Origin of the sequence: Virgibacillus oceani, from assembly GCF_014638995.1 — a bacterium.
Taxonomy (GTDB): Bacteria; Bacillota; Bacilli; order Bacillales; family Amphibacillaceae; genus Virgibacillus_E; species Virgibacillus_E oceani.
In genome coordinates this window covers 140,987-154,127 of record NZ_BMFR01000002.1, presented here as the reverse complement: position 1 = coordinate 154,127, position 13,141 = coordinate 140,987, and the positions used below count along the sequence as shown (strand labels likewise).

Genomic DNA, 13,141 nt, shown 5'->3' with positions numbered 1-13,141 from the left:
TTTTAAATTATACATGAGTTCCTTTATGTAAGGGTACTTATAACTAGAGGAGAATTTTTGCAGGGGAGTGAAGGTTGATGACAAATTTTTCAAGCTTAAAACGTGAAGATATTTTCAATAATTTAACGGAGAAGACATTAGATGTATTGGTGATTGGTGGAGGAATAACAGGTTCTGGTATTGCCTTGGATGCAGTTACGCGCGGGCTTCATACAGGTGTAATCGAAATGCAGGATTTTGCTGCAGGTACATCAAGCCGTTCAACCAAACTTGTTCACGGTGGGCTTCGGTATTTGAAGCAATTTGAAGTGAAGATGGTTGCTGAAGTTGGTAAAGAACGTGCGATTGTGTATGAAAATGGTCCGCACGTAACGACGCCTGAATGGATGATGCTTCCTTTTCATAAAGGTGGAACATTTGGACCATTCACAACAAATATTGGATTACGGATGTATGATTTTTTAGCGGGAGTAAAGAAAAGCGAACGTCGTAAAATGTTAAGTCCGAATGAAGCATTGCAGCGAGAACCGCTAATTAAGAAAGATAATCTTAAAGGTGCGGGATATTACGTAGAATACAAAACAGATGATGCACGTTTAACAATTGAAGTTATGAAAAAGGCGGTGCAAAAAGGAGCACATGCAATTAATTATACTAAAGCGGTTGAATTCATTTATAACAAATCCGGTAAAATTACAGGTGTTTTAGCTGAAGATCAAATTAGTGGGGAAAAACATAGAATATATGCAAAAAAAGTTGTTAATGCATGTGGTCCATGGGTTGATGATTTAAGGGAAATTGATGGTTCAAAAAAGGGTAAGTCGTTACACTTAACAAAAGGCGTACATTTAGTATTTTCAAAAGATCGTTTTCCGTTACAGCAGGCGATTTATTTTGATGCTCCGGATGGCAGAATGATCTTTGCCATACCACGTAATAATAAAACTTACGTTGGTACTACTGATACGAGTTATGAGGGAAATATTGCCCACCCAACCATGACGGAAAATGATCGTGATTATTTATTGGATTCTATCAATTATATGTTCCCATCGATGGATATGAAAGCAGAAGACGTAGAGTCCAGCTGGGCAGGCTTACGACCTTTAATTCAAGAAGAAGGAAAATCACCTGATGAAATTTCCCGTAAAGATGAAATATTCATTTCTGATTCAGGTCTTATTTCTATGGCGGGCGGTAAATTAACAGGTTACCGAAAAATGGCGGAACAGGCGGTCAATACAGTTGTTAAACAGCTGAAAGAGGAACAAGGAATCCTATACTCTAAATCGGAAACGGAACATTTGCCGATTTCTGGTGGTGAAGTTGGCGGTTCCAAGGGATTTACACGATTTAAACAACGAAAAATTGAGGAAGGCATTGTACTTGGAATCAATGAAAACACTGTGGAATTGCTAGTTCAAAGATATGGAGCGAACGTTGATACAATTTTTGAAATCTTTCAGGATAAAAGTGCCGAAGCTAATGAAGAAGGGCTTGATCCAATCGTATTTGCTGAGCTCATTTATGCAATAGAATATGAGCTAGCATACAAACCTGTTGATTTCTTCATTCGCAGAACGGGCGGGTTATTTTTTGAAATTGAGTGGGTTAGAAAGCATAAAGATAATGTAATAAATTATATGGCTAAAATATTTCAATGGAACGATGAACAAAAAAAGGATTACATTAAACAATTGGATGTACTCTTGCATGAAGCAGTAACACCAGCAAAATAATAGAGATAAAAACGCCCTCGAGTGGTAGTGACTTCAAAATTTGGATTAAATTATCTGTTTTTGGATTGCACTACTAGTATGTGTGGCGTTTTTATCATTACACAGCGAAACGTCATCTATAGATCGTCAAAAAATTACCTGGAGCTAATATCCTATCTATAATTCCCTACATGAATGTGGTATACTTTGTTCGGATACGTTATGAGAAGTAGGGGGATAAGCATGCAACGTATGGAGAATAATACAGAAAACAGCAAACAAAATAATGTTTTCCCTTTTATTCCTGAAGGTGATTTTTATTTTACAAAAGGTGTTGAAGCCTTTCAGAAGAGAAAGTTTGATATTTCGTTAAAATGGCTGCGCAAAGCAATAGAAGCTACGCCTAAAGATCCGTTATATCAATGTCAAATGTCAATTGTATATACGGAAATTGGAGCATTTCATGCCGCAAATCAATTACTGAATCAAGTACTTCAAACAACTGGTGATAAATATACAGATTGTTATTATTTGTTGGCTAATAATTATGCACATTTGGGGTTACTGAATGATGCCAAAAAATATGCAAAATCATATCTTGATAAAGAGCCTAAAGGTGATTTTAGTGAAGAGGCTGAGAGTTTGCTGTATTTAATTGATATAGATGAAGATGATGAAGAATGGGAACTAGAAGAAGAGGATGAACTCCTTGTTTACCAGGAAACTGTTTTTCATCATATGGAAAATATGGAATGGGAACAGGCATTGCCGTTACTTGAAGAGATGATCACGTTATTTCCAGACCACAAGTTAACGAAACATGATTATACACATGCATTATTTTTCAGCGGACAACAAAGTGACGCGATTCAAATGGAATTGGATATTCTTGAAATGGAACCGAACTCATTATATAGCCACACTAATTTGGCGCTTTTTTATTATGAATCAAATAATGAGGAATATAAAAAACACATTGATGGATTATTAAATGTATATCCTATTCACGAACATCAAAAGTTAAGGGTGGCTGTTTCATTAGCCAGAACAAATTTTTATCAAGAAGCATATCAACGCTTTCGTTCGCTTGCAAAGGGCATTGTAAAAGGTCATCCTTCCTATTATCGATGGTATAGCAGTACTGCATATCATGTAGGTAAGCAGGAATTTGCAAATAAATTATGGGAAGAGGGCTGTAAACGGCATCCCAAGCTTTCAAATGAACAGAAACCATGGCAAGTTTAATTTGAGCAGAATAATAGACGAACCAGACTTGATCTTATACGATAAGTATGGTTTATGATTATAGAGAAAAAGGGGCTGAATTATATGTCCGAAGAGCAAATGTATGATGTAATTATTGTCGGGGCTGGACCTGCGGGAATGACAGCAGCTGTCTATGCTTCACGTGCGAATTTAGAGACATTAATGATTGAACGAGGAATTCCAGGGGGCCAAATGGCAAATACAGAGGATGTTGAAAATTATCCCGGATATGATCATATTTTAGGACCGGATTTATCCAATAAGATGTTTGAGCATGCCAAAAAATTCGGTGCAGAATATGCGTATGGTGATATTAAAGACGTAATTGACCATGGTGAATATAAAACTGTTATTGCTGGAAAAAAAGAATACAAAACGCGAACACTCATTATTACTACAGGGGCACAATATAAAAAGTTAGGTATCCAAGGCGAAGAAGAATTAAGTGGCCGCGGAGTGTCGTATTGTGCTGTATGTGATGGTGCATTCTTTAAAGAAAAAGAATTAGTTGTAATTGGTGGCGGAGATTCTGCCGTTGAAGAAGGCGTTTATTTGACTCGTTTCGCTAAAAAGGTAACGATTATCCATCGACGTGATGAATTACGTGCCCAAAAAATCTTGCAGCAGCGTGCATTTGACAATGAAAAAATTGAGTTTATTTGGGACACAGTAGTTGAAACAATTAATGGAACAGACGGGAAAGTAAGTAGTGTTACATTAAATAACCGAACTACTGGTGAGAAAAGCGAATTCTCTGCAGATGGAGTTTTTATCTACATTGGAATGGTTCCGTTAAGTGAGCCGTTTAAATCACTGGGAATAACGAACAAAGATGGCTATATTTCAACGAATGAAAATATGGAGACGACTGTTCCTGGTGTTTTTGCTGCCGGGGATATTCGTGAAAAGGAACTTCGACAAATTGTGACGGCAACCGGCGATGGAAGTATTGCGGCTCAATCAGCACAGGGGTATATTGAAAATTTATTAGAGGAATTAAAAGCAGCTAATTAAAATAAATTATTTTTTAAGAAAGTAATTGCTTTTTAACGCTGTTGTAACACGCGCGAAATATTTTTGGGGTACAATATAGATAACTAATTGACCCCCTTTTAATAGATAAATTAGTTTATTGCACAGGTGCTTTGCATCTGTGCCTTTTTTTGTGCTTTTTTACAAACGTTCGTCCCATTTTGTCGAACATCCTTTGCTGATCAGTAATGATTAAAGGTCTTTGACATAGTCGCTATTTCCGTAGACTGCGACATAAGTATTACATTTTATGATGTTCTTCGATTCCGCAGCCCGTATACACTACGCTTTCCGTGGGCGGCTGATGAGCCTCCTCGTGCTGACGCACTCCGGGGTCTCACCGATGCCTCATCTCCCACAGGAGTCTCCGTGTATACGGGCTGCTAGTAAGTGTATTTATAACGTAATCATGATTTCTTAAAGATATTATAGATACTTTATATTTAATAATTACAATCTATGCAAGTACCGATATATATTAATTCCACTGCACTAGTCCGGCATCGCTGCGGGCGGTGACTCCTGCTCAGAAAAGCACAAGTCCGAAGACACCAAAGAGTGGGTTTCTCGAGGAGACTGAGGCCGTGCCCTAAGGTGCGCATCCGCCCGGAGCGATCCCGGACGGCGACCCGAGAATATTACGTCGCAGTTTACGTCTACTTTTTAGTAAGATTCGGTATTTGTATAAGCAGCTGCGGACTTCCATTATAATCATATTCTTGTAGCTTTGATTTTTTTCATTGTATAATAGAAGTAATGTTTATATTTTTCCTCTTAAAAAGAAAGAGGTGGTCATGCATGCAACGTGTTACAAATTGCATAGTTATAGATAATGACAAGATATTATTGTTAAAAAAACCGAGACGAGGCTGGTATGCTATACCTGGCGGGAAAATGGAGCAAGGGGAAACCATAAAAGAATCTGTAACAAGGGAATACCGTGAGGAAACCGCATTGAATATCATAAATCCCAAACTAGCCGGCGTATTTACGTTTAACATATTAGAAAATGAAACAATTAATCAGGAATGGATGATGTTTACATTTGTTTCACGAGCTTACGACGGTATATTAACAGAGTATTGCGTTGAAGGTGAGCTGGAATGGATTCCGCTCAGCCTGATCAATGATTTGCCAATGGCTGAAGGGGATCGGAAAATTTTTAAACATGTATTGTCCAATGATGGAGATATACTATACGGTACCTTTACGTATACTGTGGATTATGAGCTTCTTGACGAACGACTTGATCCAGTCATACCTTAAGGGGGAGACAATGATGGAAAAAACGGAACAGGAAACGAAATTAGTTATAATTACAGGCATGTCAGGTGCAGGAAAAACAGTGGCAGTTCAAAGCTTTGAAGATTTAGGATACTACTGTGTTGATAATCTTCCCCCAGCTTTATTGCCTAAATTTCTTGAGCTAATGAGAGATGCTACGAACAATATTCGAAAAGTAGCGTTAGTAATGGATTTGCGGGGACGTGAGTTTTTTGACTCCTTATTTGAAGCATTAGATGTATTAGATGAATCTGAGTGGCTTGAGGAACATATAATCTTCCTTGATGCAAAAGATGAGGCATTGGTTACAAGGTACAAGGAAACTAGACGATCTCATCCACTGGCGGTTGGCGGTTTACCACTTAACGGTATTAAACAGGAGCGAAACATTCTTGACGAATTAAGGGGAAGAGCACAGCGCATTATTGATACTACAAATTTGAAGCCAAGGGAACTGCGCGAAAAAATAATTAAAACATATTCAGAGGATAAGCAGGAAATCTTTTCTGTACACATGGTTTCATTTGGCTTTAAATATGGTGTACCGATTGACGCGGATTTAGTTTTTGATGTGAGGTTCCTGCCAAATCCCCATTATGTATCACAATTACAACCCTTAACAGGACTTAACCCAGAGGTATCCTCCTATGTATTTAAATGGTCGGATACGCAAAGGTTTAATGAAAAGGTACTCGATTTGCTTCAATTTATGTTACCGCAATATAAAAAAGAAGGTAAATCACAGCTTGTAGTTGCAATTGGCTGTACAGGCGGCCAGCATCGTTCTGTAGCGATTGCCGAGTATTTTGCGAAGAAGCTATCCGGTAATTATATTACGCATATAAGTCATCGGGATATTGATAAGCGGAAAGGTCACCACATATGAGTAAGGTGAAATTGCCTAGGGTTGTTGTAATAGGTGGCGGGACTGGGATGCCAGTCCTTTTGCGTGGACTGAAAAATTTACCAATTCATTTAACTGCGTTGGTTACTGTTGCCGATGATGGCGGAAGTACTGGAAGATTGCGTACAGAAATGGATATTCCTGCTCCCGGCGATATCCGGAATGTTATTGCCGCATTATCGGACGCAGAACCAATGCTGCTTGAATTATTCCAGCATCGTTTTGCAAATGGGAACGGGCTGTCGGGGCACTCGATGGGAAACTTGCTGCTGGCTGCTTTAACTTCCATTACCGGCGACTTTTATACAGGTATAAAAGAAATTTCCCGTGTCTTAAATGTGAAGGGAAAGATCTACCCAATTTCAAATGAAAGCATGTCATTGCATGCAAAAATGGATGATGGTTCTATCGTATCTGGAGAATCTGCTATTCCGCTTAAGAATCAAAGAATTGAGCGTGTATTTTTAACTCCCGAGACGATTCAGCCATTGCCAAATGCTGTAAAAGCGGTTGAAAATGCTGATTTAATCGTTATTTCACCTGGCAGTTTATATACAAGCATATTACCTAATTTGATCATTCCTAAAATTGATGTTGCTTTAAATAAATCAAAAGGAAAGGTTGTTTATGTTTGTAATGTCATGACACAGGCTGGTGAAACAACTGGATTCGCCGCTTCTGATCACGTTCAGGCTATTCGTGATCATATTGGCGGTAATTGTGTGGATTCAATTGTTGTTCATAATGAACCTATTCGTGCAAGTGTCCGTGATGTTTATGCAGAGGAAAATGCTGAACCAGTCATTTATGATACGGAGAAGTTACTTGAAATGAACTTGCAAATAATCGAAGGGGACATTATTGACCATTCACAGTCAACCCTTCGTCATGATACGCACAAAATCGCAAAACTGCTTTTTTCATTAATTGATTAGCTAAGTCTGCCTTTTCTTTATATAAGACAAAATTATAGTTGAAAAACACACGAATTTCAGTTTAGTGCATAACTAGGTAAATGCAGTAGGGAGGTGATGGGGTGTCATTTGCATCTGAAATTAAAAAAGAATTAACTTCTGTACAGCTTGATGATTGCTGTATTCGCGCAGAGCTTGCAGCATTAATTCGTATGAACGGTGCTATTTCTGTATCGAAGCAAGAGTATTTACTTGATGTTCAAACAGAAAATGCTGCAATAGCCCGCCGTATATATACCTTAATCAAAACTCTTTATTCGTTTCCAGTAGAATTACTGGTGCGTAAAAAAATGAAGCTAAAGAAAAACAATGTATATATTGTTCGCATGAAAGAGGATGTAAGGATATTACTATCGAACCTCGATATTTTACAGGAACCTTATACGTTTGACCGTACCATTTCGGAACAATATCTGAAAAAGTCATGCTGCAAGAAATCCTATTTGCGTGGGGCATTTTTAGCCGGGGGTTCGGTTAACAATCCAGAAACTTCTTCCTATCATTTGGAGATATCTAATTTTTATCAAGAGCATAATGATTCGTTATGTGATTTACTTAATAGTTTTAACCTAAGAGCAAGAAAATTAGAAAGGAAGAATGGGTATATTACGTATATAAAGGAAGCGGAAAAAATTACAGAATTTCTAAATATTATCGGTGCACATAATGCGCTCTTTAAATTTGAAGATGTTCGTATTGTCCGCGATATGCGAAATTCAGTAAATCGGCTTGTAAATTGTGAAACCGCCAATTTGAACAAAACAATCGGGGCTGCATTTAGACAAATTGAAAATATTAACTTAATTGATAAAACAGTCGGACTGGATGTATTACCTGAGAAACTTCGTGAAATAGCAGTACTAAGGGTGCAGCATCAGGATGTTTCCTTAAAGGAATTGGGTGAACTGGTTTCAAGTGGGAAAATTTCTAAATCGGGTGTTAATCATAGATTAAAAAAAATAGATGAATACGCAGATAAACTTCGTAATGGTGAAAAGGTTTTGGAAAAATAACCGATTTATATACATTTTATATTCTTTCATGGTATACTATGGATAATTTACCCAATGCTCTTCATGCAGTAATGATGAAGAGCGTTTTTCTAGATAATAATGATAGCGGTTTCAAAAAAGGGAGAGGATGATGAAGTTGGTGGAAAGTTCTGTAAAAGTGGAAATTGATAGTGGTTTGCAAGCAAGACCGGCGGCAAGATTTGTTCAGGAAGCGAATCGATATGCTTCACATCTGTTTTTAGAAAAAGACGGCAGACGTGTGAATGCAAAAAGCATTATGGGATTAATGAGTTTGGCTATTACGACTGGAGAAACTATTACATTGATTGCTGATGGAGCCGATGAGGAAGAAGCACTTAATCAATTAACCACCTTTGTAACCGCTGCAAAGGTTTGAGAAAAGACCCCTTGATCATAAGCATGATCAAGGGGTTTATTGCAGTTACTTCTTATCGGATTTACGTTCTAATACTTTATCAACTAAACCATATTCAACTGCTCTAGTAGAGGTCATAAAATTATCACGCTCTGTATCGCGCTGGATAACCTCGAGTGGCTGGCCGCTTCGTTCAGCAAGAATTTCATTTATTTTTTCACGCATTTCCAAGATACGTCTCGTATGAATTTCAATATCTGTTGCTTGCCCCTGTGTTCCGCCAAGTGGCTGGTGAATCATTACTTCACTATTTGGAAGTACATAGCGTTTTCCGATCTCACCCGCAGTCAACAGGAATGCCCCCATTGATGCTGCCATTCCGGTACAAATAGTTGATACATCCGGCTTAATTAGCTGCATAGTATCATAAATAGCCATTCCAGCCGTAATAGATCCACCTGGTGAGTTAATGTATATGGAAATATCTTTATCAGGATCTTCCGCTTCCAGGAAAAGAAGTTGGGCAACAATAGAGTTGGCAACGTTATCGTCAATTGCACTTCCTAACATGATGATGCGATCTTTAAGTAAACGTGAGTAAATATCATATGCACGTTCTCCACGGTTTGTTTGTTCAATGACTGTTGGTATTAAATTCATGTGTAAATCCTCCCTTAATTCATATAATCCATTTGTTTGGATATTTTTATCATAACTAATAGGTCAAAAAAGGTCAAACAAAAACGTTCGACATTTTTCAAAAGGCAAAAAGCAGTTTCGAAATCATAAATAGATATAATGAAATCGCCCATCCCGTTAATTTCCACTAACCCGGCTTATGACTTCCAGTACCCTAAAATACACTTTCCATCATTCCCATTATCATGTAAAATAAACCTTATGCCTCTTGTGGGATTAAAACATTCACTTCTTTTTAAACGAATTTGTACATGTTCTTTGGACGTCCCTTTTTGCCATAATGTGAAATTACTTCAACTTCCCCTTTCCCTTCCAGATAATTTAAGTACCGATGAACAGTTTGATATGCTATAGGCAAATTTTGCTGAATTTCATTTATTGTGGATGGACTTTTTTGTGTTACAAGATAATTTTTAATTGACATTAATGTTGCCTGATTTATACCTTTATCAACATATACACTGTTTCTATCCTCCGTAAGCTTGCTGATTTTTAAATTAATACGAATTCTGGAAAGCAGGTCTGGTGCCTTAATTGGCTTTAAGGCAAAGTCAGTTGCACCTGCATTAAGAAAACGATTCGCAATTTCCTGCCGTTCATCAACTGTCAGAATAATTATTGGTATACGTTGATTATATAGCCGGATTTCTTTCGTAGTTTTTAATCCGTCCCAATTTGGCATATGGTAATCAAGAAGTACTAGATCCGGAGCCATTTTTTTGCACAGGTCTGCTGCTTGTCTGCCTGTGGATGCTTCAATAACGTTATAGTTAGCAAATTTGCAAATCTCATTTAATGTATAGCGAATGTCTTCATTATCATCAACTATTAAAATGGTCGTACTCAACTTTGTTTTCACCTTCTTTATGGATCGGAAGTAAGATATTCATTTGTGTGTGACTTCCAGCTACACTGTCTACCGATACTCTTCCATTATGATTTTCCACTACACGTTTTACAAAAGAAAGTCCTATCCCTGATGAATTTTTCGTGCTAAATCCATCTTTCCAGATATCTTCCAGATGTGATTGTTTAATTCCTGGACCGTTATCTTGAATTTGAAACAAAACTCCCTTATCTATTCTTTTGACATGGACATGGATATATCCTGCTTTTCCAGCAAATGATGTGATTGCATTTTCGAGAATGTTGGAAATTGCCCGGGAAAAACGAATTTTATTAATGTAGACAGGCGGCAGTTTTTCATCTACAACGATATCTAAATCTATTTGTTGTTCATCTAAACCTAAGTGGCTTGTAACATAGTCTAGTAAATCCGTAATAGCGATGTATTGCTTAATATTTTCATAAAGTATTTCGGAAATCATATCGTTCATTTTATCAAGGGAATGGTCCAATCGTTTAAAATACTCAGTTAAAATACTTTCCTTTTGTGGCTTTAATTTCATGTTAATTAATGATACTAATCCTTCCACGGTTACTAACGGAGTTTTTAAATCGTGAACTAAGGTGTTTATTTCCTGGTAAACTTTTGATTCAACCAATGCGATTCGAGTTTCTCTTAATTCTTCCTCCTGATGCTGGTACTTCTTTTCAGTATTGAGCTGTTTATTAACAAGATATATTAAAAAGGTCAGTATGCTTGCGATGGTAAGAAATGATGCAAAAAATATCGTCGCAAGGGTGTTGAATAATCTATTAGCTGTGAAATAACTATCGGCAATTTTTATACTAACCGCAATATCACTTGAACCGAATCCATAATGTGATAGGGCGGGGATAAGCTGTGCCCATTGAATAGAAAGTAAAACTAAAAAAAGAATAATAGATGAAATAATATAATATAGCCTATGTTTAGGTATAAACAGCTGAAGGAAAATGACAATACCAATTGTCAGGATAGCTCCAATAATTGAGAAATTTTCCTTATATAATTGATTGAACACAAGAAAGGCAATCATTGAAATAGCAATAAATAATAGAGAGAATGTAATAGATTCCAAATTTTTGGAGAAAGCATGGGCAATCATCATGCTTCCAAAATAGATTAGAAAGAAGATAATTGTGTATTTAGCAGCATAGCCAAATGAAATGATCATCAGCTGGCCGCTATCCTGCAGAACAATACTTTCATTAATACCATCTATAATAAATGATGACCAATCCTTGATTAATGCGGGAAAGAATTCGCCATATGCCAGAAGTATAATTCCGATAAAGCCTATTAATGAATAATTTTTTTCCTTCATTCTTCCTTCAACCTTCCTTGCAATAAGTATCAACAAAACTATCTGAATACGGAATTAAAAGGTATTTGTATGTCCGCTAATTGATTAACAAGTGTAGATGGTACGTGATGTGTTTTTAATGTATTTAGCAGTTTGGATACATTTTTTGTTTCCTTTAGGCCGATATAATAGTCAGCAAAGGGAACTATCTTTTCAAATAGCTTCCACGTGTTTCCGTCAGCCCGATACTGTCCTGAAAGGCAGGTAAGAATGATCGGTAAGCCCTTCCTATTAGCTTCCATTACCAAATGTTTTGTTCGCACAATTTCTTCCTGAAAGGACCTGGGCGTGTGTGCTAAGCCATTTGCACTATACCCAAGTACAATAACTACACTTTGATAGTCATAAAGATCGGTTGACAATGCTCTTGGGCGATAATCAGCATCAAGATTCAGATTTTCAGCAATGGAGAGAAGTATTGTCCCTTCTGGAGCTTGACCCGCGGAGGTAATGAGAATCTTTTCGACACCAATCGGAGCTGGTAGATTTGGATATGTATTGATATGCTTATTCTCTCGGGAATCCATTGAAATAACTAAAAAGATCAATGTAAGAAAAAGACAGATAAAAACCGGAATATACTTTTTCAAATTTATACACCTCATTTCCAGCCAGGCGAAAATGCAAAAGGTAAAGCATTTGCTTTACCTTTTATCATACATTATTTATTGTTTTAATCTAGGATCTAATGCATCGCGCAGACCATCACCTAATAAGTTGAAGCCTAATACGACAAAGAAAATTGCGAGTCCTGGAAATGCTACGACCCATGGAGCATTTTGGATTGCAGCCTGACCATCACTTAACATCGCTCCCCATTCAGGCGTTGGCGGTTGTGCTCCTAGACCAAGGAAGCTTAAACCAGCGGCATCTAAAATCGCTGTACCAATACTTAGCGTTGTTTGGACAATGATAGGGGCAACACAATTCGGAAGTACATGCTGCATTAAGACTCTTCCATGTTTTGCACCAATCGATTTAGCTGCCTCAATATATTCTGTTTCTTTGATAGATAATACTGCAGACCGAACAATCCTTGCAAACTGTGGAATTCCAACGATACCAACTGCAATCATTGCGTTGGTTAGACCTGGTCCAAGCACTGCAACTAAAGCAATAGCTAGCAAAATACTAGGAAATGCCATCATAATGTCGATTATCCGCATGATAATCTGGTCTATCCAGCGGCCAAAATAACCAGCAACGCCCCCTAATAACACACCAATTATCATGGCTATGCCAACCGCAATTACTCCAATTTGTATGGAAATTCGCGAGCCATGTACAATTCTTGAAAAAATGTCCCTTCCAAGTTCATCTGTACCTAAAAAATGTTCAGACGATGGTGGCTGATAGCGGTTGATAATATCTTGTGCCGTAGGGCTATGTGTAGCGATTAAAGGTGCAAATATAGCAGTTAATATCAAAATTAGAATGATGCATAACCCAATAAAGGATGTTTTGCTCTTTACTATTCGCATTGCTGAATCTATCCATAACCTGCGTGACTTTGTTTGCTCTGATTGATCCACATTTACTGTATTTGGATCTGGTATTGGATTTGGTTGAAGTGACAAATGGTGCACATCCTTTCCTATTAGTCATTTATTTCACCTAGAATGAATT

General features: G+C 37.4%; 13 protein-coding genes. 8 read left to right on the top strand and 5 right to left on the bottom strand.

Annotated elements, in window-relative coordinates:
* Nucleotides 1–77: 77 nt before the first annotated feature.
* From IEV74_RS04295 to IEV74_RS04260, 8 genes are all read left to right on the top strand, one after another.
* Entirely contained in the window at nucleotides 78–1,739 is a 1,662-nt protein-coding gene (locus IEV74_RS04295; protein WP_188454106.1) for a glycerol-3-phosphate dehydrogenase/oxidase, read from the top strand.
* 231 nt (nucleotides 1,740–1,970) lie between these two features.
* Nucleotides 1,971–2,963, top strand: coding sequence for a tetratricopeptide repeat protein (locus IEV74_RS04290; RefSeq protein ID WP_188454300.1), 993 nt, complete (start codon nucleotides 1,971–1,973; stop codon nucleotides 2,961–2,963).
* An 84-nt stretch (nucleotides 2,964–3,047) separates the two neighbouring features.
* The gene (gene trxB / locus IEV74_RS04285; RefSeq protein ID WP_188454105.1) at nucleotides 3,048–3,998 is read left to right on the top strand and encodes a thioredoxin-disulfide reductase; all 951 of its coding nucleotides are present in this window, start codon (nucleotides 3,048–3,050) and stop codon (nucleotides 3,996–3,998) included.
* Between the two features lie 816 nt (nucleotides 3,999–4,814).
* On the top strand, nucleotides 4,815–5,282 hold the full coding sequence (locus IEV74_RS04280; protein ID WP_188454104.1) for an 8-oxo-dGTP diphosphatase: 468 nt from the start codon (nucleotides 4,815–4,817) through the stop codon (nucleotides 5,280–5,282).
* Nucleotides 5,283–5,295: 13 nt separating this feature from the next.
* Nucleotides 5,296–6,186, top strand: a complete 891-nt coding sequence (gene rapZ / locus IEV74_RS04275; RefSeq protein ID WP_188454103.1) for an RNase adapter RapZ — start codon at nucleotides 5,296–5,298, stop codon at nucleotides 6,184–6,186.
* A complete protein-coding gene (mgfK, locus tag IEV74_RS04270) occupies nucleotides 6,183–7,139 on the top strand; it encodes a gluconeogenesis morphogenetic factor MgfK (RefSeq protein WP_188454102.1) in 957 nt (318 codons plus the stop codon). The genes rapZ and mgfK overlap by 4 nt, the downstream gene beginning before the upstream one ends.
* A 101-nt stretch (nucleotides 7,140–7,240) precedes the next feature.
* Nucleotides 7,241–8,191: a DNA-binding protein WhiA gene (whiA, locus tag IEV74_RS04265; protein WP_188454101.1), complete on the top strand. Its 951-nt coding sequence runs from the start codon at nucleotides 7,241–7,243 to the stop codon at nucleotides 8,189–8,191.
* Between the two features lie 136 nt (nucleotides 8,192–8,327).
* Nucleotides 8,328–8,588: an HPr family phosphocarrier protein gene (locus IEV74_RS04260; RefSeq protein ID WP_188454299.1), complete on the top strand. Its 261-nt coding sequence runs from the start codon at nucleotides 8,328–8,330 to the stop codon at nucleotides 8,586–8,588.
* Between the two features lie 45 nt (nucleotides 8,589–8,633).
* Here IEV74_RS04260 and clpP read toward each other — a convergent pair whose 3' ends face one another.
* From clpP to nikC, 5 genes are all read right to left on the bottom strand, one after another.
* A complete protein-coding gene (gene clpP, locus IEV74_RS04255; RefSeq protein WP_188454100.1) occupies nucleotides 8,634–9,227 on the bottom strand; it encodes an ATP-dependent Clp endopeptidase proteolytic subunit ClpP in 594 nt (197 codons plus the stop codon).
* A 274-nt stretch (nucleotides 9,228–9,501) separates the two neighbouring features.
* Nucleotides 9,502–10,113 (bottom strand): response regulator, encoded by a 612-nt coding sequence (locus IEV74_RS04250; protein ID WP_229683057.1) that lies wholly within the window; start codon nucleotides 10,111–10,113, stop codon nucleotides 9,502–9,504.
* Nucleotides 10,088–11,476 (bottom strand): sensor histidine kinase, encoded by a 1,389-nt coding sequence (locus IEV74_RS04245; protein WP_188454099.1) that lies wholly within the window; start codon nucleotides 11,474–11,476, stop codon nucleotides 10,088–10,090. Before IEV74_RS04245 ends, IEV74_RS04250 begins: the two co-directional genes overlap by 26 nt.
* Before the next feature lie 38 nt (nucleotides 11,477–11,514).
* Nucleotides 11,515–12,105, bottom strand: a complete 591-nt coding sequence (locus IEV74_RS04240; protein ID WP_188454098.1) for a DUF6305 family protein — start codon at nucleotides 12,103–12,105, stop codon at nucleotides 11,515–11,517.
* A 75-nt stretch (nucleotides 12,106–12,180) separates the two neighbouring features.
* Nucleotides 12,181–13,092 carry a nickel transporter permease gene (nikC, locus tag IEV74_RS04235; RefSeq protein WP_229683056.1) on the bottom strand — a complete coding sequence of 304 codons (912 nt, stop codon included), beginning with the start codon at nucleotides 13,090–13,092 and terminating at the stop codon, nucleotides 12,181–12,183.
* Between the last annotated feature and the right edge of the window lie 49 nt (nucleotides 13,093–13,141).

Bases quoted from the DNA above. Each gene is read 5' to 3' on its own strand.
- IEV74_RS04295 (WP_188454106.1), top strand. From the start codon at position 78: ATGACAAATTTTTCAAGCTTAAAACGTGAAGATATTTTCAATAATTTA.
- IEV74_RS04290 (WP_188454300.1), top strand. From the start codon at position 1,971: ATGGAGAATAATACAGAAAACAGCAAACAAAATAATGTTTTCCCTTTT.
- trxB (WP_188454105.1), top strand. From the start codon at position 3,048: ATGTCCGAAGAGCAAATGTATGATGTAATTATTGTCGGGGCTGGACCT.
- IEV74_RS04280 (WP_188454104.1), top strand. From the start codon at position 4,815: ATGCAACGTGTTACAAATTGCATAGTTATAGATAATGACAAGATATTA.
- rapZ (WP_188454103.1), top strand. From the start codon at position 5,296: ATGGAAAAAACGGAACAGGAAACGAAATTAGTTATAATTACAGGCATG.
- mgfK (WP_188454102.1), top strand. From the start codon at position 6,183: ATGAGTAAGGTGAAATTGCCTAGGGTTGTTGTAATAGGTGGCGGGACT.
- clpP (WP_188454100.1), bottom strand. From the start codon at position 9,227: ATGAATTTAATACCAACAGTCATTGAACAAACAAACCGTGGAGAACGT.
- IEV74_RS04245 (WP_188454099.1), bottom strand. From the start codon at position 11,476: ATGAAGGAAAAAAATTATTCATTAATAGGCTTTATCGGAATTATACTT.